Annotated in this window: 25 protein-coding genes; 6 read left to right on the forward strand and 19 right to left on the reverse strand. The window is 64.6% G+C overall.

Annotation, left to right across the window (positions count from 1 at the left end; translation table 11 throughout):
* Nucleotides 1–4: 4 nt before the first annotated feature.
* The 10 genes from E5162_RS04670 to glyA all read right to left on the reverse strand — a co-directional run bounded on the left by E5162_RS04670 (nt 5) and on the right by glyA (nt 9092).
* Nucleotides 5–2125, reverse strand: coding sequence for a sodium-translocating pyrophosphatase (locus tag E5162_RS04670; protein WP_135943768.1), 2121 nt, complete (start codon nt 2123–2125; stop codon nt 5–7).
* Between the two features lie 169 nt (nt 2126–2294).
* Nucleotides 2295–2849, reverse strand: coding sequence for a hypothetical protein (locus E5162_RS04675; RefSeq protein WP_135943769.1), 555 nt, complete (start codon nt 2847–2849; stop codon nt 2295–2297).
* 24 nt (nt 2850–2873) lie between these two features.
* Nucleotides 2874–3857, reverse strand: a complete 984-nt coding sequence (gene thiL, locus E5162_RS04680; RefSeq protein ID WP_158291196.1) for a thiamine-phosphate kinase — start codon at nt 3855–3857, stop codon at nt 2874–2876.
* Nucleotides 3858–3953: 96 nt separating this feature from the next.
* A complete protein-coding gene (gene nusB, locus E5162_RS04685; RefSeq protein ID WP_135943771.1) occupies nt 3954–4427 on the reverse strand; it encodes a transcription antitermination factor NusB in 474 nt (157 codons plus the stop codon).
* Nucleotides 4424–4861, reverse strand: a complete 438-nt coding sequence (gene ribH, locus E5162_RS04690; RefSeq protein ID WP_135943772.1) for a 6,7-dimethyl-8-ribityllumazine synthase — start codon at nt 4859–4861, stop codon at nt 4424–4426. Before ribH ends, nusB begins: the two co-directional genes overlap by 4 nt.
* The gene (ribB, locus tag E5162_RS04695) at nt 4854–5987 is read right to left on the reverse strand and encodes a 3,4-dihydroxy-2-butanone-4-phosphate synthase (RefSeq protein ID WP_206751033.1); all 1134 of its coding nucleotides are present in this window, start codon (nt 5985–5987) and stop codon (nt 4854–4856) included. Before ribB ends, ribH begins: the two co-directional genes overlap by 8 nt.
* Nucleotides 5988–5999: 12 nt before the next feature.
* On the reverse strand, nt 6000–6608 hold the full coding sequence (locus tag E5162_RS04700; protein ID WP_135943773.1) for a riboflavin synthase: 609 nt from the start codon (nt 6606–6608) through the stop codon (nt 6000–6002).
* Nucleotides 6608–7285, reverse strand: a complete 678-nt coding sequence (locus tag E5162_RS04705) for a RibD family protein (protein WP_135943774.1) — start codon at nt 7283–7285, stop codon at nt 6608–6610. Before E5162_RS04705 ends, E5162_RS04700 begins: the two co-directional genes overlap by 1 nt.
* Nucleotides 7282–7773 (reverse strand): transcriptional regulator NrdR, encoded by a 492-nt coding sequence (gene nrdR, locus E5162_RS04710; RefSeq protein WP_135943775.1) that lies wholly within the window; start codon nt 7771–7773, stop codon nt 7282–7284. The genes E5162_RS04705 and nrdR overlap by 4 nt, the downstream gene beginning before the upstream one ends.
* A gap of 14 nt (nt 7774–7787) precedes the next feature.
* Nucleotides 7788–9092, reverse strand: a complete 1305-nt coding sequence (glyA, locus tag E5162_RS04715) for a serine hydroxymethyltransferase (protein WP_135943776.1) — start codon at nt 9090–9092, stop codon at nt 7788–7790.
* A 254-nt stretch (nt 9093–9346) separates the two neighbouring features.
* Here glyA and E5162_RS04720 point away from each other — a divergent pair, with 254 nt between their 5' ends.
* Nucleotides 9347–9781, forward strand: coding sequence for a Ros/MucR family transcriptional regulator (locus E5162_RS04720; protein ID WP_135943777.1), 435 nt, complete (start codon nt 9347–9349; stop codon nt 9779–9781).
* A 16-nt stretch (nt 9782–9797) separates the two neighbouring features.
* Here E5162_RS04720 and E5162_RS04725 read toward each other — a convergent pair whose 3' ends face one another.
* From E5162_RS04725 to E5162_RS04745, 5 genes are all read right to left on the reverse strand, one after another.
* Nucleotides 9798–10055 (reverse strand): DUF6898 family protein, encoded by a 258-nt coding sequence (locus tag E5162_RS04725; protein WP_188634447.1) that lies wholly within the window; start codon nt 10053–10055, stop codon nt 9798–9800.
* The gene (gene hemA, locus E5162_RS04730) at nt 10052–11269 is read right to left on the reverse strand and encodes a 5-aminolevulinate synthase (RefSeq protein WP_135943778.1); all 1218 of its coding nucleotides are present in this window, start codon (nt 11267–11269) and stop codon (nt 10052–10054) included. The genes E5162_RS04725 and hemA overlap by 4 nt, the downstream gene beginning before the upstream one ends.
* A 127-nt stretch (nt 11270–11396) precedes the next feature.
* On the reverse strand, nt 11397–12302 hold the full coding sequence (gene mmsB, locus E5162_RS04735) for a 3-hydroxyisobutyrate dehydrogenase (protein ID WP_135943779.1): 906 nt from the start codon (nt 12300–12302) through the stop codon (nt 11397–11399).
* Nucleotides 12303–12313: 11 nt separating this feature from the next.
* Nucleotides 12314–13354, reverse strand: coding sequence for an enoyl-CoA hydratase/isomerase family protein (locus E5162_RS04740; RefSeq protein WP_135943780.1), 1041 nt, complete (start codon nt 13352–13354; stop codon nt 12314–12316).
* Nucleotides 13355–13459: 105 nt separating this feature from the next.
* A complete protein-coding gene (locus tag E5162_RS04745) occupies nt 13460–14590 on the reverse strand; it encodes an isobutyryl-CoA dehydrogenase (RefSeq protein WP_135943781.1) in 1131 nt (376 codons plus the stop codon).
* An 89-nt stretch (nt 14591–14679) separates the two neighbouring features.
* On the opposite strand from E5162_RS04745, the gene hemB reads away from it, so the two are divergent.
* Both hemB and E5162_RS04755 read left to right on the forward strand, forming a co-directional pair.
* A complete protein-coding gene (gene hemB / locus E5162_RS04750) occupies nt 14680–15666 on the forward strand; it encodes a porphobilinogen synthase (protein ID WP_135943782.1) in 987 nt (328 codons plus the stop codon).
* Nucleotides 15659–16795 carry a trans-sulfuration enzyme family protein gene (locus tag E5162_RS04755; protein WP_135943783.1) on the forward strand — a complete coding sequence of 379 codons (1137 nt, stop codon included), beginning with the start codon at nt 15659–15661 and terminating at the stop codon, nt 16793–16795. Before hemB ends, E5162_RS04755 begins: the two co-directional genes overlap by 8 nt.
* A 4-nt stretch (nt 16796–16799) precedes the next feature.
* On the opposite strand, the gene E5162_RS04760 is transcribed toward E5162_RS04755, so the two are convergent.
* Genes E5162_RS04760 through E5162_RS04775 form a run of 4 tightly spaced genes read right to left on the reverse strand, consistent with a single transcriptional unit; the run spans nt 16800 to nt 19792 of the window.
* The gene (locus E5162_RS04760) at nt 16800–17432 is read right to left on the reverse strand and encodes a trimeric intracellular cation channel family protein (protein ID WP_135943784.1); all 633 of its coding nucleotides are present in this window, start codon (nt 17430–17432) and stop codon (nt 16800–16802) included.
* Nucleotides 17429–18430 carry a TIGR00341 family protein gene (locus tag E5162_RS04765; RefSeq protein ID WP_135943785.1) on the reverse strand — a complete coding sequence of 334 codons (1002 nt, stop codon included), beginning with the start codon at nt 18428–18430 and terminating at the stop codon, nt 17429–17431. The genes E5162_RS04760 and E5162_RS04765 overlap by 4 nt, the downstream gene beginning before the upstream one ends.
* 3 nt (nt 18431–18433) lie before the next feature.
* Complete coding sequence (locus E5162_RS04770) at nt 18434–19309, reverse strand: NAD(P)-dependent oxidoreductase (RefSeq protein WP_135943786.1); 876 nt, start codon at nt 19307–19309, stop codon at nt 18434–18436.
* 15 nt (nt 19310–19324) lie between these two features.
* Nucleotides 19325–19792 carry a flavin reductase family protein gene (locus E5162_RS04775; RefSeq protein WP_233342147.1) on the reverse strand — a complete coding sequence of 156 codons (468 nt, stop codon included), beginning with the start codon at nt 19790–19792 and terminating at the stop codon, nt 19325–19327.
* Nucleotides 19793–19874: 82 nt separating this feature from the next.
* On the opposite strand from E5162_RS04775, the gene E5162_RS04780 reads away from it, so the two are divergent.
* The 3 genes from E5162_RS04780 (at nt 19875) to E5162_RS04790 (ending at nt 23527) form a co-directional block, all read left to right on the forward strand.
* Entirely contained in the window at nt 19875–20795 is a 921-nt protein-coding gene (locus tag E5162_RS04780; RefSeq protein ID WP_135943787.1) for a flagellar motor protein MotB, read from the forward strand.
* A gap of 106 nt (nt 20796–20901) precedes the next feature.
* Nucleotides 20902–22731 carry an SLC13 family permease gene (locus tag E5162_RS04785; RefSeq protein WP_135943788.1) on the forward strand — a complete coding sequence of 610 codons (1830 nt, stop codon included), beginning with the start codon at nt 20902–20904 and terminating at the stop codon, nt 22729–22731.
* A gap of 52 nt (nt 22732–22783) precedes the next feature.
* Entirely contained in the window at nt 22784–23527 is a 744-nt protein-coding gene (locus E5162_RS04790; RefSeq protein ID WP_135943789.1) for an arginyltransferase, read from the forward strand.
* Nucleotides 23528–23625: the final 98 nt, after the last annotated feature.

The raw sequence follows: 23625 nt of genomic DNA on the forward strand, positions 1-23625 counted from the left end.
CGGGCTAGTGACCGGCAAGCACTGCGAGCAGAAGCAAGGCCACGATATTGGTGATCTTGATCATCGGGTTGACGGCAGGGCCGGCGGTATCCTTGTAGGGATCGCCGACGGTATCGCCCGTCACCGCGGCCTTGTGGGCTTCGCTGCCCTTGCCGCCGTGATGGCCGTCCTCGATGTATTTCTTCGCATTGTCCCAGGCACCCCCGCCGGAGGTCATGGAGATCGCCACGAAGAGGCCGGTCACGATGACGCCGAGCAGCATGGCCCCGACCGCGGCGAGCGCCGCCGCCTTGCCCGCAATCGCGAGGATCACGAAGAAGAGCACGATGGGCGACAGAACCGGCAAGAGCGAGGGCACGATCATCTCGCGGATCGCCGCCGTGGTGAGAATGTCGACCGCCCGCCCGTAATCGGGACGTGCCGTGCGCTCCATGATGCCGGGGATTTCCCGGAACTGGCGGCGCACTTCCTCGACAACCGCCTGGGCCGCGCGGCCCACAGCCATCATCGACATGCCGGCAAACAGGAAGGGCAGAAGCCCGCCGAACAATAGCCCGACCACGACATAGGGGTTGGACAGGGCGAAATCGACGACGATGCCGTCAAAGAAGCTGCCGGCTTCGGCCCGGTCGGAGAAGAAGCGGATGTCTTCGGTGTAGGCGGCAAACAGTACCAGGGCGCCGAGACCCGCCGAGCCGATCGCATAGCCCTTGGTCACGGCCTTGGTCGTGTTGCCCACAGCGTCGAGCGCGTCGGTGGTCTCACGCACCGAGCCGTCCAGCTCGGCCATTTCGGCAATGCCGCCGGCATTGTCCGTGACCGGGCCGAAAGCATCGAGCGCGATGACCATGCCGGCCAGCGCCAGCATCGTTGTGGTCGCAATGGCAATGCCGAACAGGCCCGCCAGATTGAAGGTCACGATGATGCCCGCGATGATCACGATGGCGGGCAGCGCTGTGGATTCCAGCGAGACGGCGAGGCCCTGGATCACGTTCGTGCCGTGCCCGGATTCCGAAGCGCGCGCCACGGACCGCACGGGGCGGTGCTCGACGCCGGTATAGTATTCGGTGATCCAGACGATGAAGCCGGTCACCAGGAGGCCGGCAATGCCGCACAGGAAGAGGCTCATGGCCGGGATGTCGGTCCCGCCCTCACGCTGAAGTCCTTCCGGGACCAGCGTCCAGATGACGCCGGCGACGGCCGGGATGGACAGGAGCGCGGTGGCGATGAAGCCCTTATAGAGCGCGCCCATGATGTTAGCCTTCTTGCCCAGACGGACAAAGAAAGTGCCGATGATGGAGGTGACGATACACACCGCGCCGATGGCGAGCGGCAGGACCATGCCGTCGACCTGCGAGCCGCCGGCGAAGAAGATCGAGGCCAGCACCATCGTGGCCACAACAGTAACCGCATAGGTCTCGAACAGGTCGGCGGCCATGCCGGCGCAGTCGCCGACATTGTCGCCCACATTGTCCGCGATGGTCGCCGCGTTGCGCGGATCGTCTTCGGGAATACCCGCTTCGACCTTGCCGACCATGTCGCCGCCGACATCCGCACCTTTGGTGAAGATGCCACCGCCGAGACGGGCGAAGACGGAAATCAGCGAGGCGCCGAAGCCCAGCGCCACGAGCGCGTCGATCACCGCCCGGTCGCCCGGCGCATAGCCGAGTCCCATGGTCAGGATCATGAAGTAGACCGAGACGCCGAGAAGCGCGAGGCCGACAACGAGCATGCCGGTCACCGCACCGGAGCGGAAGGCCATGGACAGGCCCTTGGCCAGGCTTTGCTGCGAAGCGGCGGTGGTCCGCACGTTCGCACGGACCGAGACCAGCATGCCTATGAAGCCCGCCATGCCCGACAGGATCGCCCCGACCGCGAAGCCGATCGCCGCCCACAGACCGAGCAGGAAGAAGACGATGACGAAGATGACGACGCCGACAATGGCGATCGTGGTGTACTGGCGCTTCAGATAGGCGTTCGCGCCTTCCTGGATGGCCTGAGCGATTTCCTTCATCCGCTCGCTGCCGGCATCGGCCGACAGGATGGACCGGACGGTCACGGCGCCGTAGACGAGCGCGATCAGGCCCGCTGCCACGGTAAGCCACAGCCAGAGTTCAATACTCATTGCTTATTCCCCCCAATGTATGGGTTTTGATTATTTGAAGGGACGGCCGCTTGTCTGGAATCGTATTTTCGGTCCGCTCCCTACCCGATAGGTAGACGGACTATGCCTCAACACAGTCTGCGCGTGCAATAGACGTCGCAAACTGACGAAATACTGAAATATTAGGGGCTTAGCTACGCAACAACCGGACGTCGCCGCCGATCAGCTCGACCTGCGAGACTTCGGCATCGCTCAGGATCGACTCGATTCGCTGCGCGATTTCGGCTTGCGCCGAGGCGGCGTCATACACTTCATGCCCGACATACACGAAGGGGGTCTGGTGCATGGCGCGGATGGCGGCGTCCATCAGCAGATGAGTCCGGTCGCGCACGCGCCATTCATCGGCTGAGGAATCCAGATGCACCCGTACGACGACGAAGGAATAGCCCATCAGGCGGCCGGAGCGCACGACCGGGACGTTCATGGCGGGAAGGTCCACATAGGGCCCTTCCGGCGGCGCCATCGCGTCTGCGGCGGTTTCTGCATGCGATTCCAGGTCGTTGGGTAACGCGAGGCTGGAGACGTGGACATTGGTGCGCATCGAGGCTTCCGCCGCGGGGGCTGCGCCGTGGCTACTACTACCACTACTACTACCACCGCCTCCTCCTCCGCCCCCGCCGGCGAAGGCGGGCATGGCGGATGCGACAAGCAGGACCGAGGCGGAAAGGAGTGCGCGAGTGATCATGCGGGCCCTTCTAAACGAGGAGCCTCAAAAATGGGTAAAGCCTGCGCGCGAAATTTCCCGCGTCTTCCCGCGATGGCGCACGGTGACCCCCTCGCCGGCGTCGAATCGGCCCAGCACTGTCAGGCCAAGTCCGGCGTGCCGGCACGCATCGGCGAACCCGCCGACGTGATCGGGCGGGACAGCGCAGGCCAGTTCATAGTCGTCGCCGGAGGTGGCGAGCGCCACCCGCCCGGCCGCTTCGTCCTGCTGACGATCCAGCCAGGCCTGCGCACCGGCCGAGACCGGCATGTCTTCGAGATCGATGGTGAGCGAACAATCGCTGGCCGACGCGATATGGCCCGCATCCGCGATCAGACCGTCGGAAATATCGACGGCCGCATTTGCGTACCGGCGCAGGGCTTCGGCGATGCCGAGACGCGGTTCGGGACGCAAATGACGCTCTATCAGCGCCTGGCTGTGCCTGTCCTCGAGATCGAGCTTACCCGTCCGGCAGGCCAGGCCGAGACCGGCATCGCCGATCGTGCCGGTCACGGCCAGAAGGTCGCCGGGCCGCGCTCCACCCCGGCGAACCGCCCGGCCGAGCGGCACGTCGCCAATGGCGGTGATCTGGATCACGAACGGGCCCGGGGAGGCGGTAATATCGCCGCCGATCAGGGTCACGCCATAGCGTTCCTGATCGGCCGCCCAGCCCGACACGAAGCGGCGCTGAAACTCGGCTTCGGTCTTGTCGGGCCAGACCAGGCTGGAAAGGTAGAATCGCGCCCTCGCCCCCATGGCGGCGAGATCGGAAAGGTTGGCGCGCAGGGCCTTGCGGGCGATGCCCCCCGCATCGTCGCCTTCGGAGAAATGTCGCCCTTCGACCAGAGTATCGGCGGTGACGACGAACTCGTGGCCGTCGTCCGGCGCGATCGTGGCGGCGTCATCGCGCAGGCCGTACGCCCCCGGATGACCGGAGGCGAGCGGGGCAAGCAGGGAGGCGATCAGATCGAATTCGCCGTATCGCGCCATGAAACCGCTCTTTCGTCCGAGAAGGCTTCGCCCTGGGCTCTTGTCTTGCCGCATTTTCGAACCGCGAAACCGGAAGCCACTTTCGCTGAAAGTGCTCTAGTTAAAGGCCTCCGGCCTGACGCGGCGGGCAAAGCTTTCCAGCGAGGCATTGATGAAGCCAGGCTCGCTACCCTCATAGAAGGCATGGGCGATGTCGACATATTCGTTGATGACGACGCCGACCGGCACATCGCTGCGCTCGAGAAGCTCGTAGCCGCCCGCGCGGAGAATGGCGCGCAGAGTGGAGTCCAGCCGCGACAGCTTCCAGCCCGTCTTCAAGGTTGACCGGATCGTCTCGTCTACGCGGTCCTGAGCCTTCACCACACCGCTCAGCAAATCCTCGAAAAAGGCTTCATCAGCTGCGAGGTAATCGCCCGGCTCGTCATCGTGGCCGAAACGGTGCGAGAGAAATTCGCGGGTGACTTCGCTCGCCCCGGCGCCTGCCAGTTCCATCTGGTAGAGCGCCTGCACGGCGGCCAGACGGGCAGAACGGCGCAGACGGGCGCGCTTGTCGGACGCCTCTTCGCTCATCGCGCGCCACCGAACCGGCTGCGGGCCTCGATCATGGTCAGGCAGGCATCGGCGGCATCCTTGCCCTTGTTCTTTTCGTCCACCATGGAGCGGACACGCGCCTGCTTGATGTTCTCGACCGTCAGAATGCCGTAGCCGATCGCGACCCCCTTCAGGGAGAGGTCCATCAGTCCGCGGGCCGATTCCCCGCAGACATAGTCATAATGGCTTGTCTCGCCACGAATGACGCAGCCGAGCGCGATATAGCCGTCAAACCCGGCCCGTGCCGCCTCGGCCTGGGCAATGACGCCGGGAATCTCGAACGCGCCGGGGACCTCGAACGTCTCGTGCGCCACGCCGCGCGCATCCAGTTCCGCGCGCGCACCCCTGAGCAGTTCTTCGGTGATTTCCTCGTAGAACGGCGCGGCTACGAGGAGGACTTTGGTGTCAGTCATCGTCATGTCCTTCAATCTCGCGCTGTTCAATAACTTCCAGGCCGTAACCTTCAAGCCCGACGATCTTCTGCGGCGCAGTGGACAGCAGGATCATGCGCCTCACTCCCAGATCGAGGAGGATCTGCGCGCCCACCCCGTATTCGCGCAGACGGCGCGCTTCCTGGGCGTGGGGCGGATCGACGGGCGTCGCCCCGAAGCGCTCGGTAATGGCCGACGGATTGGTCTCGCGGATGAACACCATCGCCGCCGGTCCGTCATGAGCGGAAATCGCCTTGATGCCTTGCTCCACCAGACCTTCTCGCGAACCGGCAGTGCCCAGAATATCGTCGGTAAAGCTGACCTTGTGCATGCGCACCAGCACCGGCCAGTCAGCGGTGAAATCACCGCGCGTCAGCGCCACGTGCTCGACATTGTCCACCAGGGAGCGGAAGACGGAGAGCTTGAACGGCCCGCCCCACTTGGTCGTGACCTCGCCATCGACCTGGCGTTCGACAAAGCGGTCATTCTTGCGACGGTAGGCAATCAGGTCGGCAATGGTCCCGATCTTGAGATCATGGGTCCGGGCAAACTCTATCAGGTCCGGCAGACGCGCCATCGTCCCGTCATCGTTCATGATCTCGCAGATCACGCCAGACGGGTTCATGCCCGCGAGACGCGCGACATCCACGGCCGCCTCGGTGTGGCCGGCGCGAACCAGAACCCCGCCATCGCGCGCCATCAGCGGAAAGACGTGACCGGGCGAAACGATGTCTTCCTCGCCCTTGGTCGGGTCGATCGCGACATTGATCGTGCGGGCGCGGTCGTGCGCGGAGATGCCGGTCGACACGCCCTCGCGCGCCTCGATCGACACGGTGAAGGCGGTGGTCTGACGCGAGCGGTTATGCCCGGTCATCAGCTGAAGGCCGAGCGCACGCGACCGGGCCTGCGTCATCGACAGGCAGATCAATCCGCGCCCGTACTTGGCCATGAAGTTGACTGCTTCCGGCGTGGCGAACTGCGCCGGAATGATCAGATCGCCCTCATTTTCCCGATCCTCGGCATCGACCAGGATGAACATCCGCCCGTTGCGGGCATCCTCGATGATGTCCTCGATCGGCGCGAGCGGCGGGGTGTGGATGTGTGTCACAGAATTTCGCTTTCAGGCTTGAGCCGTAGTCTCGGCCAGACGCGCGGCGTAGCGCGCCATGATATCCACCTCAAGGTTCACGCGCTGACCTGGCTGCAGCGTCCCGATCGAGGTGATCTGTGCGGTATGGGGAATAATCATCAGGTCGAAGACATTTCCCGCGACCGCATTCACGGTGAGGGAGACGCCGTCCACGGCGATGGACCCCTTTTCCGCAATAAAGGGCGCCAGCGCGCCGGGGGCTTCCACGCGCAGGGTGAGCCAGCCATCGCTTCGCTCGGCCGAGACCACCCGGCCCGTCCCGTCCACGTGTCCCTGAACGATGTGACCGCCGAGTTCATCGCCCACTTTCAGAGCGCGTTCCAGATTGACGCTGTCGCCTTCGCGCCAGTCGCCCAGCGTGGTCCGCGCCAGCGTTTCCGGCGAGACTTCGACCGCGTACCGGCACCCCTCGTCCAGACCAATGACATCGACCACGGTCAGACAGACGCCCGCATGGGCAATGGAGGCCCCGAGCGCGATACTCGCCGGATCGTAGGGCGCTTCGATCTCGAAGCGGCGCACGGAGTCTCCGGACAGACGCGCGATGCGTCCGCTCGCGGTTACAATCCCGGTGAACATCAGGCCGTCTCCCGCCGGTAGGTCTCGTGAGTGTCCGCCCCGCAGGGACGCACATCGATGCGGATAAATCTGGGTGCGGCGTCCAGTCTCTCAAGGCGAAGGTCTGCGAAAACCGGTTTGGCATCTCCGCCCAGCACGATCGGCGCGCGAAACCATTCGATACGGGTCACAAGGCCGGAGGCGAGTGCGGAGGTCGCGACCCTGGCACCGGCCTCGATGAGAATGCGCGTGTAGCCGCGCTCGCGCAGGCTCTCGATGACCTGTTCGAAGCGCGGGCGCGCATTCACATCGCCCTCCACCGTGATCGACTGGACACCTTCGGGCACCGAGGCCGGCGACTCGGCGGAGAACAGCATGACGCGCCGTCTTTCCTCCAGAAGCCGGGCGTCGGAGGCGAGATCCCCGCTCGAACTCAGGATCGCGCAATCAGGTTGCGGACCGTTGAACGCGTCGACATCGCGCGCCGTCAGGCGCGGATCGTCGGCACGAACCGTCCCGGCACCCGTCAGGATGAGCTGGGTCTCGGCGCGCATGCGATGGACGGCGCGCCGGCTCTCTTCTCCGGTAATCCACTGGCTGTCGCCATTGGCGAGGGCGATCGCACCATCGAGCGACGTCGCCAGCTTCAGGACGATTTCGACCGGCCCTGCGCCGGCCTCTTCAGAGCCGGTGCTCATTCGTCTTCGTCCGGTGTGGCCACGATCTTCCCGGACCGGGTCAGCTTCTCGCCCTTGATGAAGTCGGAGAAGTCGGCGACCTCGCGGAAATCCTTGTAGACCGAGGCGTAGCGGACATAGGCAACGGTATCGAGATGCTTGAGCGCCTCCATCACCAGTTCGCCGATCACCTTGGAGGGAATGTCCGGATCTCCGCCGCTTTCAAGACGGCGGACGATCCCGGAGACCATCTGCTCGAGCTTCTCACGGTCGATGGAGCGCTTCTGGGCCGCCAGCAGGATGGATCGCACCAGCTTGTCGCGATCGAACGGCGCACGCTTGCCATCGGTCTTGATGACGTGGAGGTCGCGCAACTGGACGCGTTCGAACGTGGTAAAGCGCGCCGCGCAGGACGGGCACTGACGCCGCCGGCGGATTGCCTGGCCGTCCTCGGCGGGACGGGAGTCCTTTACCTGGGTATCGGGATGGCTACAGAAGGGACAGCGCACGCGCGTTCAATCCTCTAGCCAAGCTCGGCGTAGATCGGGAAGCGTTCGCACAGGGCGACCACCTCGTCGCGAACCCGCGCCTCGGTCGCGTCGTCGCCATCGCGATTCTCGGCCAGCGAGTCGAGGACTTCGGCCATCATCTCGCCGATGCGCGTAAACTCCTCCTTGCCGAAGCCGCGGGTGGTCCCGGCGGGCGAGCCGACGCGCAGGCCGGACGTGACGAAGGGCTTTTCGGGATCGAACGGGACGCCATTCTTGTTGCAGGTAATGTGCGCGCGCTCGAGCGCCTTCTCCGAAATGTCGCCGGTCAGCGATTTGGGGCGCAGATCGACCAGGGCGACGTGGCTGTCGGTACCGCCGGACACGATGTCGTAACCGGCATCTACCAGAGCGGCGGCCATGGCCTGGGCGTTCTCGATCACCGCCTTGGCGTAGGTCTTGAACTCGGGCCGCAGCGCCTCGCCGAAGGCCACCGCCTTGCCCGCGATGACGTGCATGAGCGGACCGCCCTGCAGGCCGGGGAAAACGGCCGAGTTGATCTTTTTGCCGATGTCCTCGTCGCGCGACAGGACCATGCCGCCGCGCGGACCGCGCAGCGTCTTGTGCGTGGTCGTCGTGACGATATCGGCATGCGGCACCGGGTTGGGATAGGCGCCGCCCGCGACCAGGCCGGCAAAGTGGGCCATATCCACCAGCAGATAGGCGCCCACCTCGTCGGCGATGGAACGGAAGGCTTCGAAATCGATCTCGCGCGGATAGGCCGAGCCGCCGGCGATGATCATCTGCGGCTTGAGCTCCTTGGCCTGCTCACGCAGCGCATCGTAATCGATCAGCGCGTTGTCCTCGCGCACGCCATAGTGGTGCGCGTCAAACCACTTGCCGGACAAGTTGGGACGCGCGCCATGGGTCAGGTGCCCGCCGGCCGACAGATCGAGCCCGAGAATCCTGTCTCCCGGCTTGAGCAGGGCCAGAAAGACGGCCTGATTGGCCTGGCTGCCCGAATTGGGCTGCACATTGGCGTAGGCGGCGCCGAAGAGCTGTTTGGCGCGGTCGCGGGCGAGATCCTCGGCAATGTCGACGAACTCGCAGCCGCCGTAATAGCGCTTGCCCGGATAGCCCTCGGCATACTTGTTGGTCAGCGGCGAGCCCTGAGCTTCAAGGACAGCGCGCGAAACAATGTTCTCCGAGGCGATCAACTCGATCTGGGTCTGCTGGCGGTGCAGCTCGCGAGAAATGGCCGAAGCCAGCTCGGGATCGCGTGACGCCAGGCTCTCGGAGAAGAAGGATTGGATGTGAGTCCTCGACTGATCGTCAGGCATGGCGCGCTCCCTAGGCTTGTGCGTATGCACAGACATACGTCCCCTGCCCGTTCGCGACAACACCGCGAAGGTGTGTGCGTCGCATCAAAGACACCAAAGATGGTCGTTAAGTGTACTTAACTAGGCAAGAGCGGATGAGCCGGTTGGACTGAAATTGTTCCCGAAGGCGACTTGTAGAGCGCGCGCAAACGCAATATAGGACCGCAATTGGTGCGCATTTGAGCGCGAACACGCCTCGTCAGACAGGATAACTTATGACCGAAGACCTTGCTAACTCCGTCGATCAGGAAGAAATCCTTCGCATGACCACGGATATTGTCGCGTCGTTCTTGACGCACAATTCTATTCCGTCGGAGAACGTGCCGGAACTGATCAAATCGATCTACGGGACGATGCGGTCGCTGTCCGAAAAAGAGGAAGAAAAAGTCGAGACCAAGCAGAAGCCGGCCGTACCGGTCTCGAAATCGGTCCAGGACGACTACATTGTCTGCCTGGAAGACGGCAAGAAGCTGAAGATGCTCAAGCGCTACCTGCGCTCGCAATACGACATGTCGCCGGAAGAATACCGCCGCAAATGGGGCCTGCCGGCCGACTACCCGATGGTTGCGCCCGCCTACTCGCGCCGCCGCTCGCAATTTGCCAAGGATATCGGCCTCGGCCGGGGCGCGGCAAAGAAGCGCGGCAAGTAAAACGCCCGCGACTTTTTCAGACGATGACGCCCCGGCCGCCGCGCCGGGGCGTTTTCGTTTCATCGCCCGAAGAGCCCGACAGCCGTTCCAGACGCCGCGCCAGCTTCCGGGAAGCGATGCGCTTGAGCTCTGCCTTCGGCGTCGAGCCCGGGCCCTGGATCACGACCTCCTCGCCCGTGTCGACATCGATGGCGGCGACGCGAACGATTTCGCCCACGGTCTGGAATTCGAAGATGATCTCGCGGCCCGCAGACGGATCGCGGCCCTGGCTCATCCCGCAACCCGGATACGCGCATGCTTGGCGTAGACGGCCTTCAACGCGGAGACGAGTTCGTCGAACATCTCGTCGGTATGCAGCGGCGTCGGGGTCAGCCGCATGCGCTCGGTCCCCTTGGGCACGGTCGGATAGTTGATCGGCTGCACGTAGATGCCGTGCTCGTCCAGAAGCGCATCGGTCAGGCGCTTGCACAGGACCGGATCGCCGACATGGATCGGGACGATGTGGGTCACCGACTCGATCAGCGGGAAGCCCTCGGCTGTCAGACGCGCCTTCAGCGCAGCCGCGCGTTCCTGGTGGGCCTCGCGCAAATGGTTGGCCGATTTGAGGAATTCGACGCTGGCACGCGCGCCTGCGGCAATCGCCGGCGCCAGCGAGGTGGTGAAGATGAAGCCGGGCGCCCAGGAGCGGATCGCGTCGCAGATGACCGCGTCGGCCGCGATATAGCCGCCCATCACGCCGAACGCCTTGCCGAGCGTGCCCTCGATGATGTCGAAGCGGTCGAGCAGACCTTCGCGCTCGGCCACGCCGGCGCCGCGCAGGCCGTAGAGGCCGACCGCGTGGACCTCGTCGAGATAGGTCATGGCGTTATACTTGTCGGCCAGGTCGCAGACTTCGCGCAACGGACCGATATCGCCGTCCATCGAGTAGACGGACTCAAGCGCGATGACCTTCGGCGCGTCGAGCGGCGCGGCCTTGAGGAGCTCTTCGAGATGCTCGACGTCGTTGTGGCGCCAGACATGCTTCTCGCAATTGGCCTGGCGCACCCCTTCGATCATCGAGGCGTGGTTCAGCGCGTCGGAGTAGATGATGAGGCCGGGCAGAATCTTGCCCAGCGTCGCCAGCGTCGCCTGGTTGGCGATATAACCGGAGGTGAAGAGGAGCGCGGATTCCTTCTCGTGCAGCTCGGCCAGCGAGCGCTCGAGTTCGACATGGTAGTGCGTCGTGCCGGAAATGTTGCGAGTCCCGCCCGCGCCTGCGCCGACATCGTCGAGCGCCTGCTTCATCGCGCCGACCACGCACGGGCTCTGGCCCATGGCGAGATAATCGTTCGAGCACCACACCGTCACGTCGCGCATCTCGCCGGTGGAGACGCGATAGCGGGCGCGCGGGAAACTGCCCCGCGTGCGCAGCAGGTCGGCAAAGACGCGGTAGCGTCCTTCGGCCCGGACCCGGGCTACGGCCGTCTTGAAGGCTTCGTTATAATTCATTGCCGTTTCACCACCATCGGATGGCGCCTTACTCCGTTTTCAAGACAGTGCCACGAACCAAAGCTTGCGTCATCTGCTCCAGAGGAGACCGAATGTCGCGGCTACACTTTGAAAACGCTTCGCAAATTCACTCCGGCACCTGCCCGATTTCACCCTGGAGCATCTTGATGATTCCAGAGAAGTCCAACTGGTTTCCGCCAGACTCGTTAAAGACCGAATACAGATTCTCCGCGCGCTGACCCAGAGGCGTCGAGGCGTCCACACGTTCGGCCGCCTGCATGGCCAGGCGCAGGTCCTTCAGCATCATCGGAGCCGCGAAGCCCGGCTTGTAATCGCGATTGGAGGGCGCAGCCGGCACAGGACCGGGCACCGGGCAATAGCTCGTCAGCGACCAGCTCTGGCCGGAGGCCTGGGACGCGATATTGAAGAAGTTCTGGGGGTCGAGCCCCAGCTTCTGCGCCAGGTTCATGGCCTCGCAGGTGCCGATCATGGTGATCGCGAGCAGCATGTTGTTGCAGATCTTGGCCGCCTGGCCCGCCCCGGCATCGCCGGCACGAATCACCGCCTTGCCCATGGTATCCAGGAAAGGCTTGGCCTTGTCGAAGCTGGCCTGGCTGCCCCCGACCATGAAGGTCAGCGTCCCGCCTTCGGCCGCGGCAACCCCGCCGGAGACCGGCGCGTCGACAAACGCCATCTGCTTCTTGTCGGCCTCGCCAGCGACGGCACGCGCAGACTCCACATCGATCGTGGAGCAATCCATCAGGATGGCATCGTGTTCGGCCAGCTGCAGGATGCCGTCATCGCCTTCATAGACGCTGCGCACATGCTGACCGGCGGGCAGCATGGTGACGATCGCCTCGGCACCGCGTACTGCGTCGGCCAGGCTTTGGGCCGCCTTCGCGCCCTTGGCTTCGAGCGCCTTGACCGCGTCGCTGTTCAGATCGAACGCAAAGACCTCGTGGCCGGCCTTGACCATGTTGGCCGCCATGCCCGAACCCATGTTTCCCAGTCCGATAAATCCAATACGGGCCATGTGGCCTCCCCTTAAATGAAGCTCATCTCGTGATCGTCATCGAGCGGCGCGAAGAAAACGGCACGGTCTGCCGGGACCGGACCCCAGGACGGGGCATTGTCCTTGTCGACCACGACAGCGCGCACGCCTTCATAGAAGTCCGACCCGGGACGCAGAAAGCGCATGGAAACGCGCAGATCCTGCGCCATCACATCGCGGAACTCCAGATCGCGTCCGGTCCGGATCGCCTCCAGCGTGACGGCGAGCGAAGTCGGCGACTTGGCACGCAACAGCTCCGCCTGTCTCGTCGACCAGTTATCTCCGGCGGCATCGAGCGCGGCGAGAATGGCTTCGATGGACGGTTCACAGAACGCCGCGTCGATCAGTCCGCGTTCCAGGGCCAGATCGCTGTCGCCAACCTTGCCGTCGAACCCGTCGAGCAATTCCTCGATCCGCTCGCCGTCATCGTCGAGGCGTTCGGTCTCCAGCGCATAGATCAGCTCGCCATTGCGCTCGCTCGGCACGTAGTGTGTCGCGACGCCGGCCGCGATGGCATCCGCCGTCTTCAGGCGCGCCCCGGTCAGGCCCATCCATTCACCGAGACAGCCGGCCAGGCGCGGCAGGAAATAGGCCCCGCCGACATCGGGGTGAAAGCCGATCCCGGTTTCAGGCATGGCAATCATCGTCCGGTCACCGGCAACCCGGTGCGAGCCGTGAACCGATACACCGACGCCGCCGCCCATCGTGATGCCGTCGATCAGCGCGACATAGGGCTTGGGATATTCGAAAATCAGCGTGTTGAGCCGGTACTCATCGCGCCAGAAGCGCCAGGCCCGATCATCGCCCGCCTTGCCGCTCTCGGCCAGCATCTTGATGTCACCGCCAGCGCAGAAGCCCCTCTCGCCCTCACCGTCGACCACGACGGCCTTGATGGAGTCATCGTCCCTCCAGGCCGTCAATGCCTCGATCATGGCGTCGACCATGGACTGGTTCAGCGCGTTGAGCGCCTTGGGACGATTGAGGCTGATGCGGCCGACATCGCCCGTCCGGCGGATGATCACGTCATCGGTCATGACTGGTCCTTTCTCGGCGTCCGGCATCGATAGCGGGCACGCCCTGCATAGGCAAATCGATCCATTCTGGTCCACCCATCGAAAAACTCGATACGCGGCCCTGCGCTACAGGCTTTTGGCGATGATGACGCGCATGATTTCGTTCGTGCCCTCAAGAATCTGGTGGACGCGGAGATCGCGCACGATGCGCTCGATCGGGTAGTCCTTCAGATAGCCGTAACCGCCGTGCAGCTGGAGCGCGTCATTGGCCACTTTCGAGCCTGCGTCAGTGGCGAAACGCTTGGCCATGGCGCAATGTTTCGGCGCCCCAGGATCCTTGCGGTCCAGCGAATCGGCGGCGCGGTAGAGCATGAGGCGCGCGGCATCGAGATCGGTGGCCATGTCAGCGAGCTTGAACTGGGTCGCCTGGAACGCCTCGATCGGCTTGCCGAACTGCTCGCGCCCCTGCACGTATTCGCGCGCCAGATCATAGGCCTCCGATGCGCCGCCGAGTGAGCAGGCGCCGATATTGATGCGGCCCCCGTTCAGCCCGTTCATGGCGATGGAGAAGCCCTTGCCTTCCTCATCGAGGCGATTGGCGGCCGGCACGCGGCAATCCTCGAAGGTGACCACGGCCGTCGGCTGGGAATTCCAGCCCATCTTGCGCTCGTTGGCGCCGAAGGAGAGGCCCGGCGTGTCCTTTTCCACCACCAGGGTGGAAATCCCCTTCGGTCCCGCCTCGCCGGTGCGGCACATGACGACGTAGAGATCGCTGGTCCCGGCGCCGGAAATGAAGGCCTTCGAGCCGTTGAGGACGTAATCATCGCCATCGCGCACAGCCTTGGTGCGCAGGCTGCCCGCATCAGACCCGGCGCCCGGCTCGGTCAGGCAATAGGAGCCGATCATGTCCATGGAGGTGAGTTTGGGCAGCCATTTCTGGCGCTGCTCGTCATTTCCCCACGTATCGATCATCCAGCTGACCATGTTGTGGATGGAGATGAAGGCCGCCGTGGAGACACAGCCACGCGAGAGCTGTTCAAAGATGATCGCGGCATCGAGACGCGACATGCCCGATCCGCCGACATCGTCGCGCGTGTAGATGCCGGCAAAGCCCATCTCTGCGGCTTCCTTCAGCACGTCGACCGGGAAGATCTTTTCCTCGTCCCATTTTGCCGCATTGGGTTTAAGCCGGTCATCGGCAAACTTGCGGGCGGCGTCCTGGATGAGGGCTTGCTCTTCGCTAAGCTCGAAATGCACTCGGATTCTCCTTAAAGAGTAGCGGAACGCGGCGAACCGGCGAGACCGGGACCGGCCTCCAACAGATTTGACAAGCGAGATAGACTAAAATGCCCCAGTTTCCCAATACCCGGCTGCGTCGCCTGCGCGCTTACGACTGGTCGCGCCGCCTGGTGCGCGAGACCCGTCTGACGCCGGACGACCTGATCTGGACGGTGGTGGTGTCCGACAGCGCCGACCCGACAGAGCCGGTCGCGTCCATGCCCGGCGTGGAGCGCCTGTCGGTCAAGGCGGCAGCCAAGGCTGCGCGCGAGGCCCGCGATCTGGGTATTCCGGCCATCGCGATTTTTCCTCATATCGACCCGGCCCACAAGGATGAGGCGGGCACCGAGGCGCTGAACCGCGACGGGCTGGTCGCCCGGGCCGTGCGCGCGATGAAGGATGCTGCGCCCGAGGTCGGGCTGATCTGCGACGTGGCGCTGGATCCCTTCACCACGCACGGCCATGACGGCGTCCTGAAGGACGGGCGCATTCTGAACGACGAAACCGTGGAAAAGCTGATCGCCCAGGCCATCGTCCAGGCGGAGGCAGGCTGCGACGTGATCGCCCCCTCCGACATGATGGACGGGCGGATCGGAGCCATTCGCGCGTCGCTCGACAGCGCCGGCCAGCAGGACACGATGATCATGTCCTATGCGGCCAAGTATGCCTCCGCCTTCTATGGCCCCTATCGCGATGCGATCGGCTCGGCCAAGGCGCTGACCGGCGACAAGAAGACCTACCAGATGGACCCGGGAAACAGCGACGAGGCCCTGCGCGAGGTCGCCATGGATATCGAGGAAGGCGCGGACATGGTCATGGTGAAGCCGGGCCTGCCCTATCTCGACATCGTGGCCCGGGTGAAGGCCGAGTTCGCCATGCCCACCTACGTTTTTCAGGTGTCCGGTGAATACGCGATGATCCAGGCGGCCGCCGCGCAAGGCTGGATCGACGGCGAGCGCGTGATGATGGAAAGCCTGGCCGCGTTCAAGCGCGCGGGCGCCGACGGCATCCTGACCTATTTCGCCCCGCGGGCGGCGCGTGCGCTTCATGGATAAACGCCCCGAAACGCTGGCCGCGCAAGCCCTGCACCGGATCGATCCCGAGACCGGGGCGGTCATTGCGCCAATTCACCCGTCCACGACCTTTGCGCGCGGGCCCGACAGCGCACTGATCGGACAGCACCAGTATCGCCGTCCTCAGGGCCCGGGCTCCCAGCATGCCGAGGACATCGTCTCGGCGCTCGAAGGCGCGGCGGCGAGCCGGTTGTTCGCCTCCGGCCTCGGTGCAGCCTCTGCCGTCTTCGAGACGGTTGCGCCCGGCGCCCATGTCGTGGCCCAGTCGCGCATGTATCACGGCACGCGCCAGCTCTTGCAACGCCTGGCCGAGCGCGGGCGTATCCGTCTCACCCTGTTCGACCCTGAAGCCCCCGAAACGCTGAAAGAGGCGGTCGAGCCGGGAGTGACCGAGCTGGTCTGGATCGAGACGCCGGCCAATCCCGTCTGGTCGGTGCTGGATATCGCCGACTGCGCGAGCGTGGCGCACGAGGCTGGCGCGCTGCTGGCCGTCGATGGCACGTGCGCCCCGCCCTGCACCACACGCGCGCTCGATCTGGGCGCTGACCTGGTGATGCATTCGGCGACGAAATACCTCAACGGCCATTCCGATGTGCTGGCCGGTGTGGTCTCCACCCGCGAGGAAGACGCGCGCTGGCAGCGACTGAGCGAAAACGCCTCGCTGAACGGCGCGACGCCGGGCGCATTCGAGAGCTGGCTGCTGATCCGGGGACTGCGTACCTTGTTCGTCCGGTTCGAGCGCCAGAGCGCCAATGCCATGGCGATCGCCCGGGCGCTGGAAGGCCATCCCGCGGTCAGCCATGTGCTCTATCCCGGGCTGGAGAGCCATGCAGGTCACGCCATCGCGGCGCGTCAGATGACGGGCGGGTTTGGCGGGCTGCTGTCCATCCGACTGAGCGGCGGAGCGGCGGCGGCCAAAAAGCTCGCCGCCACCACGCAGGTCTTCATCCAGGCCACCTCGATCGGCGGCGTGGAAAGCCTGATCGAGCACCGCCAGCCCATCGAGGGTCCGGACAGCCCGACTCCGGACGATCTGGTGCGCCTGTCCTGCGGAATCGAGGCGGAAGCCGACCTCGTCGGGGACCTGAGGGCGGCGCTGGCCCGGCTTTAGGCGCTCAGTCGAGCTTGCCGATGGAGGGCAGCGTCCAGTTGAAACGCATCGCGGCGGCGCGGATGGCAAAGGCCAGGAACGCCGCCGCGATGGCCAGTGGACCGCCCGGCAAGGCAAACATGTGGCCGAAGACGTAGGCCGCCGCCCCGGCAAGGCCCGCCAGCGCGTAGATCTCCTCGCGCAGGACGAGCGGCACGTCATTCACCAGCACATCGCGCAGCAAGCCGCCAAACGCAGCCGTCATCACGCCGGTCAGGATGGCAATCGACCAGTGCGCCCCGGCCAGCAGCCCGGCCTGGGCGCCCAGCACGCAGAAGACCGACAGCCCGACCGCGTCGGCCCAGGCCAGCGCGGCCCGCCGCGCGCCGGTCCCGCTGGTCAGCAGGGCCGATCCGTAATAGCCGACAATGGCGCCGGCCGCGGCGATGGCCAGGTATTCCGGCGCATTGACCCAGTAGACCGGCAGCGCGCCGAGCAGGATGTCGCGCAGCGTGCCCCCGCCCATGCCGGCGGCGGCGCCGACGATCACCGCCCCGAACGGGTCGAGGCTCTTGCGCGCGGCGATCATCCCCCCGGAGAAGGCGAAGAAGAAAACGCCGGCATAGTCCAGCAGGGAGAAGACGAGCGCGACGCTCATGGCAGGCCGATGGCCGGCTGGGACGCGAAATGGAGTGCGATTAGTGTCAGCGCGATGATCAGTACGGCCCACACCGCCCCGTTGACGTAGACCGAGCGCTTTGCCGCGCGCCGCTCCAGCCAGGTTCGCGGACGCACGCCCTTGAGGAAATACACCAGCAGGGCGGCCAGATTGACGCTGACCACGTTGATGAAGAGCAGCAGCAAGGCGCGCGCGGCCAGCTGCCAGTAGCCTGCGCCGGCATAAAGCCCCGCCGCTGCTGCGGGGGGCAGGAGCGCGACGGCGACCATGACGCCGACAAGCGCAGAGGGCAGGCCCGCGGCGATGGAGAGCGCGGCCGCCGCGCCGGCCGCGAGTGCCAGCGTGGGCGAGTCCAGCCCGACCACCGTGCGGCTGGTCAATTCGTCAGCAGAGAGATCGAGCGGCAAGGCAAATCCGATCGCGAAGGACAGGGCAAGCCCGATGGAGAGCCCCGCAATCGCCGTGCGCGCTGACTTGCCCATCAGGGCCAGATCGCCGAGCGCAGACGCGAAGGAAAATGCCAGGATCGGGCCCAGGAGCGGGGCGATCACCATGGCGCCGATGACGACGGCCACATTGTCCGCCGCCATTCCAAAGACGGCCACGATGGTGGAAAGCGCCGTGAGCAGGATGAAGTCGCTGTTGAATTTCGCGCCCCGGCTGATGTCCTCGAACAATTCCTCGCGCAGGGCGAGCGTGCGCCGCTCCTGGCGGGCATCGGTGTCTTCGGGGATTTTGGGCAGGCTTGCCTCGATCGGGATCACCACGAGCTGCCAGTCTGCCTCCTCGTCGAGAATGGCCGAGATCGCGTCGATCGCCTTCTGCCCGTCCCCCGTCTTGAAGAGCAGGCGCAGCAGACGCCGGCCGCGATCGTCCGGCTCGGTCAGACGATAGTCGAGCGGCTCGGTCTTGAGCGTGGCCTTGAGGACCTGCTGGACGCGATCGCCGTCGGGAAGGGAGAGTTCGATCAGGCGCACGCGCTAATCCTTCGCGCGGTCGGCGTTCTCAAGGCGGGCAATCAGGCTGGACGTGTCCCAGCGCTCCCCGCCCATCGCCTGGACCTCGCCGTAGAACTGATCGACCAGAGCGGCGACCGGCAGACGCGATCCATTACGGCGCGCCTCGTCGAGCGCGATCCGAAGATCTTTACGCATCCAGTTGACCGCAAAGCCGAAGCCAAACTCGCCCTCGACCATGGTCTGCCAGCGATTTTCCATCTGCCAGGACTGCGCGGCGCCCTTGGAGATGGCATTGATGACGGTTTCCGGTTCGAGCCCGGCCTGCTTGGCGAAATGAAGGCCCTCTGAGAGACCCTGCACGACGCCGGCGATGCAAATTTGATTGACCATCTTGACCAGCTGGCCCGAACCAGCAGGCCCGGCCAGCGTGATCGCTTTCGCGTAGGCGTCCATGACCGGGCGGACCTTGTCGAAGTCCGACTCGCGCCCGCCGCACATGATGGAGAGCTGCCCGTTCTCGGCGCCCGCCTGGCCGCCGGAAACCGGCGCATCCACGAAGCCGAGACCGGCTTCCTCAGCGCGTTCGGCCAGCTGCCGGGCGAGCTCGGCGGAGGCCGTGGTGTGGTCGACCAGCACGGCGCCGGGCTTCATCGCGTCCAGAACCGGTTCGGCGATGGCGCGCACGTCAGGATCGTCGCCCAGACACATGAGGACCACGTCGCAGTCCTCTACCGCGTCTTCGGGGGATTGCGCCGCCCTGCCCGCGTGATCCTTCGCCCAGGCCTGCGCCTTGGTCGCAGTGCGGTTCCAGACCGAGACCTGGTGACCCGCAGAAACAAGGTGTCCGGCCATCGGATAGCCCATGACCCCGAGGCCGAGAAAAGCAAGTTTAGCCATGACGCGATGCTCCGGTCAGATCTGGAAATAGCTGGAACGGTTGAAGACGAGCGGGGACACGTCGCGCGGCGTGTCGAAGTCGAGCACCTCGGCCACGATGATATCGTGATCGCCCGCCTCGTGAATGGCTGTCGTGCGGCAGTCGAACCGCGCGATTGCGCCCTCCACGAAGAGGGCACCGCTCTCGCGCTGCGTCCACTTCGCCCCGGTCAGCTCGAGACTGTCTTCGCGCGCGCACAGGGTGGACAGCATCTCCTGATCGCTGGCCAGCACGTTGATGCCGAAGGCCGGCGTATTGCGGAACAGCTCGTAGCGCGCACTGTCGCGTGCGATCGACCACAGGATCAGGGCAGGCTCGAGCGAGACCGACGAAAATGAATTGACCGTCATGGCACAGGCCCGCTGCCCGTCCATCGTGGTGACAAGGGTCACCCCGGTCGGAAAGCGCGAGAGTGCGTCCCGGTAGGCCCGTGCACGTTTCAAATCCGTCTCCCTGGCGAAGTTTGTCCGCTGAAACCGCCCCTTAACCCTGACGATGTTAACTGGCTGCCTGAATAGAGGGTGGATGGCAATGGCGTCGGATCAACCGATCATCATCAAGAAAGTCAAGAAGGGTGGCCATGAAGGTCACCATGGCGGGGCCTGGAAGGTCGCCTATGCCGACTTCGTGACAGCCATGATGGCCTTCTTCCTCCTGATGTGGCTGATCGCGACCGCAGACCCTGAGCAGAAGCGCGGCATCGCCGACTATTTCGCCCCCGCCAGCGTCAGCCCGACCAATTCGGGTTCCGGCGGCGTGCTGGCCGGGACCGAATTCGGAGACGAAGGTGTACGTGGACCGGGCTCTGCGTCCGTGGTCGAGCGTCTCGCCCCGGAATCGGTGCGCAACGAGAATGTACGCCAACAACAATCCACCGAATCCTCCTCCGATGCCGACGATCAGCCGGACGTCTCACAGGATGCGCTCGCCAATGCCCTCGCCCGCCGCGAGGCAGCCGAGTTCGAGAGCGCCGAGATGTCGCTCCGCCAGGCGCTTCAGGACATGCCCGAGCTCGCCGAGCTGTCGCGGCACATCATAGTGGACGAGACCCCCGAAGGCCTTCGTATCCAGCTGATCGATGAAGAAGGCCGCTCGATGTTCCAGCCCGGTGCCGTAGAGCCCAACGAGCGCGCCGTCGTGCTGCTGCGCGCGGTCGCCGAGGTTGCCGAGCGCCTGCCCAACCGCCTCTCCATCTCCGGCCACACCGACGCTTCACCGGCGGGTGCCAACTCATTGTCCAACTGGCAGCTTTCCGCCTCGCGCGCCAACGCGGCCCTGGAAATCCTGAACGACGCGGGAATCGCCGAGCACCGCATTGCGGAAGTCTCCGGCAAGGCCAGCTCCGAACCGCTCTTTCCCGACGATCCCTATCTGGCGGGCAACCGGCGCCTGTCGATCATCCTGCTTCGCGAAGCGCCGGTGGTTCCCCCGGGCAATCGCATCTAGGCGCGCGCGTTTGTCCACACACCTGAAGAAGCGCTTTTCCAAACACGGACTGCCCGGCTAGCATACCGGCTTGGCCCGGATTCGGGTGCGGCAGGCGTATTACCGTATGGATCAGCTCTCGGCAGTGGGCGACTGGCGGATGTGGGCCATCATGGCCGGCGTTTGCGTCGCGATCGTCTTCTATTGCTGGGACAAATTCTCTATCGAGGTGGTGTCTGCAGTCGTCGTCGCAGCCTGCCTGCTCTTTTTCCAGGTTGCCGACGGACCGGACGCGGGCACCTTGCTCGCCGGCTTCGCCAATCCGGCATTGATCACGATCCTGGCGCTTCTGATCATCGGACAGGGCATCTTCCAGACCGGCGCGCTGGAGGCGCCGACCCGGGCCATGCTCGCGATGTACGACGTGCGCCCGAAGATCACGATCCTGGCGCTATTCCTCTTCGTGTTCGCGGTTTCGGCCTTCATCAACAATACGCCTGTCGTGGTGATGTTCATCCCGATCCTCGGCGCCATCGCGGCGCGGGAGAAGAACTCGCCCTCCATCTACATGATGCCGCTGAGCTATGTCTGCATCCTGGCAGGCATGACGACGCTGATCGGATCCTCCACGAACCTGCTCGTCGCGGAATCGCTGCTGGACACATCTGGCCTCCAGCTCGGCTTTTTCACGCCTACGGGCCCGGGCCTGATACTGGCGGGAGTGGGGCTGCTCTACATCACTTTCATCCTGCCTCATCTCACGCCCAAGCGCGCCGACATGGAATCGGAAATCACCGGCACCTCGGCGGGCAAACAGTATATCGCGCAGATCGAAGTGGGCTCCGGCCACCCCCTGCTGGGCCAGAAGCCGGTGGCCGGCATGTTCCCGGACCTTCCCGATGTCACGGTACGCATGATTCAGCGCGGAGAAAATGCGCTGCTCCCCCCGTTCGACACGGTCGAGCTGAAACACGGCGACCTGGTCATCGTGGCGGCGACCCGCAAGAAGCTGACCGAGCTTCTGTCGAGCCGGGCCGATTTCCTTAAAGGCATGCTGCGTGCAGCCGGACCGGGAGAAGCCCCGGCGCCTGGCGAGCGGCTGGCGATCACCGAGGCCATCGTGTCGCCCGGCTCACGCCTGATCGGGCGCACCATCCGGCAGATCGGCTTTCGCCATTCGGTGGGTGCGGTCGTGCTGGGCATTCAGCGCCGCTCGCGCATGTTCCGCGCCCGCATGGGCGAAATACGCCTTGAAGCGGGCGACGTGTTGTTGATGTTCGGAACCGGAGACGCGATGCGCAAGTTGCGCGCGGACCGCGACCTGCTGCTGATCGAATGGGCGACGAGCGACCTGCCCGACCCGCGCCGCGCCATGGCGGCGCGTGTAATTTTCGGCGGGGTGGTCCTGACTGCGGCGACGGGGCTCCTGCCGATCGTCGTTTCCTCGGTACTCGGCGCCGTCGCGATGATAGCCACCGGATCGCTGAACACACGCCAGGCCGCGCGCGCCTTCGACATGAAGGTCTATCTGCTGATCGGCTCGGCATTCGCGCTGGGCACCAGCCTGGAAGCCACAGGCGGCGCGGAAGTGCTGGCCTATGGCGTGGTCGCGCTTTTCCAGCCGTTTGGAACCATCGCGCTGCTGTCGGCGCTTTTCTTCCTGGTGGCCGCGCTGACCAACGTCCTGTCCAACAATGCCACGGCGATCCTGTTCACTCCGATCGCGCTCAATGCGGCCGAACAGACCGGGGGCGATCCCATCCTGTTCGCATTGACGGTGCTTTTTGCAGCCAACACCTGTTTCGCCACGCCGATCGGCTATCAGACAAACCTTCTGGTAATGGGACCGGGCAAATACAAGTTCACCGACTTCGTGAAAGCGGGCCTTCCCCTCTCTTTGCTCATTTGGGCTGCCTTCACCGTGTTTATCTGGCTAAATTCCGGATTGAGATTTTGATGCGCCGGCCAAACTCTGACATCCTGCTCAAAGCCGCTTTTGGAGCTGGTGTGTGACCCATCCCTTCAAAACCAATCAGCTGCCTTTCTTCCTGACGGCGCCGGCGCCCTGCCCCTACCTGCCAGGCGAAATGGAGCGGAAGGTCTTTACCAAGATGGAGACGTCCGACGGGGCGGCGCTGAATGATGCGCTGACCCATGTGGGTTTCCGGCGCAGCCAATCGATCCTTTATCGTCCTGCCTGCGAACGATGTGCCGCCTGCAAATCGGCGCGCATTCCGGTCTCCGAGGTCAAGCTGAGCCGGAGCCAGCGCCGGATCGTGAAGCGGAATCGGGGCCTGATTCGCAGCTCGGCCCCCGCTCAGGCGACGCCCGAACTCTACGCGCTCCTGTCGCGCTATCTGGACGCGCGTCATGGCGATGGCGACATGGCCGGCATGGATTTCTTCGAGTTTGCCAGCATGGTCGAGGACGGTGCCCAGTCGACCAGCATTGCCGAGTACCGCGACGCGGACGGGTTCCTGATGGCCGCGGCCCTGATCGACGAGCTGAGCGACGGCTTCTCGATGGTCTACAGCTTCTTCGATCCCGATCTGGTCCGGTACAGTCTCGGCAGCTTCATGATTCTCGATCATATCGAGCGCGCGCGCGAGGCCGGCCTGGATCATATCTATCTAGGCTACTGGGTGCCCGGCAGTCCCAAAATGCATTACAAGGCCGCCTTCCAGCCGCTCGAAATTCTCGAGCCGGCCGGATGGAGACGTTTGACCGACGCCGAGCGTCAGGTCAAAACGTAATCAGACGATCCGGTTATCGGCCGGGCCATTCTGTACAACCAAACGTGTCGATGGCCGAAATAACGGCCGGCGCCCGCAAGAAGGCGCCACACGTCATA

This window comes from Marinicauda pacifica, assembly GCF_004793635.1.
Taxonomy (GTDB): domain Bacteria; phylum Pseudomonadota; class Alphaproteobacteria; order Caulobacterales; family Maricaulaceae; genus Marinicauda; species Marinicauda pacifica.

What these genes read in the sequence shown, in the direction of transcription:
- E5162_RS04700 (WP_135943773.1), bottom strand. Translation starts at nt 6,608, where the DNA reads ATGTTCACCGGGATTGTAACCGCGAGCGGACGCATCGCGCGTCTGTCC.
- glyA (WP_135943776.1), bottom strand. Translation starts at nt 9,092, where the DNA reads ATGCCTGACGATCAGTCGAGGACTCACATCCAATCCTTCTTCTCCGAG.
- E5162_RS04675 (WP_135943769.1), bottom strand. Translation starts at nt 2,849, where the DNA reads ATGATCACTCGCGCACTCCTTTCCGCCTCGGTCCTGCTTGTCGCATCC.
- mmsB (WP_135943779.1), bottom strand. Translation starts at nt 12,302, where the DNA reads ATGGCCCGTATTGGATTTATCGGACTGGGAAACATGGGTTCGGGCATG.
- E5162_RS04770 (WP_135943786.1), bottom strand. Translation starts at nt 19,309, where the DNA reads ATGGCTAAACTTGCTTTTCTCGGCCTCGGGGTCATGGGCTATCCGATG.
- hemB (WP_135943782.1), top strand. Translation starts at nt 14,680, where the DNA reads ATGCCCCAGTTTCCCAATACCCGGCTGCGTCGCCTGCGCGCTTACGAC.
- E5162_RS04725 (WP_188634447.1), bottom strand. Translation starts at nt 10,055, where the DNA reads ATGAGCCAGGGCCGCGATCCGTCTGCGGGCCGCGAGATCATCTTCGAA.
- E5162_RS04670 (WP_135943768.1), bottom strand. Translation starts at nt 2,125, where the DNA reads ATGAGTATTGAACTCTGGCTGTGGCTTACCGTGGCAGCGGGCCTGATC.
- ribH (WP_135943772.1), bottom strand. Translation starts at nt 4,861, where the DNA reads ATGACTGACACCAAAGTCCTCCTCGTAGCCGCGCCGTTCTACGAGGAA.
- E5162_RS04780 (WP_135943787.1), top strand. Translation starts at nt 19,875, where the DNA reads ATGGCAATGGCGTCGGATCAACCGATCATCATCAAGAAAGTCAAGAAG.
- E5162_RS04720 (WP_135943777.1), top strand. Translation starts at nt 9,347, where the DNA reads ATGACCGAAGACCTTGCTAACTCCGTCGATCAGGAAGAAATCCTTCGC.
- E5162_RS04705 (WP_135943774.1), bottom strand. Translation starts at nt 7,285, where the DNA reads ATGAGCACCGGCTCTGAAGAGGCCGGCGCAGGGCCGGTCGAAATCGTC.
- nusB (WP_135943771.1), bottom strand. Translation starts at nt 4,427, where the DNA reads ATGAGCGAAGAGGCGTCCGACAAGCGCGCCCGTCTGCGCCGTTCTGCC.
- E5162_RS04785 (WP_135943788.1), top strand. Translation starts at nt 20,902, where the DNA reads ATGGATCAGCTCTCGGCAGTGGGCGACTGGCGGATGTGGGCCATCATG.
- E5162_RS04740 (WP_135943780.1), bottom strand. Translation starts at nt 13,354, where the DNA reads ATGACCGATGACGTGATCATCCGCCGGACGGGCGATGTCGGCCGCATC.
- hemA (WP_135943778.1), bottom strand. Translation starts at nt 11,269, where the DNA reads ATGAATTATAACGAAGCCTTCAAGACGGCCGTAGCCCGGGTCCGGGCC.
- thiL (WP_158291196.1), bottom strand. Translation starts at nt 3,857, where the DNA reads ATGGCGCGATACGGCGAATTCGATCTGATCGCCTCCCTGCTTGCCCCG.
- E5162_RS04760 (WP_135943784.1), bottom strand. Translation starts at nt 17,432, where the DNA reads ATGAGCGTCGCGCTCGTCTTCTCCCTGCTGGACTATGCCGGCGTTTTC.
- E5162_RS04755 (WP_135943783.1), top strand. Translation starts at nt 15,659, where the DNA reads ATGGATAAACGCCCCGAAACGCTGGCCGCGCAAGCCCTGCACCGGATC.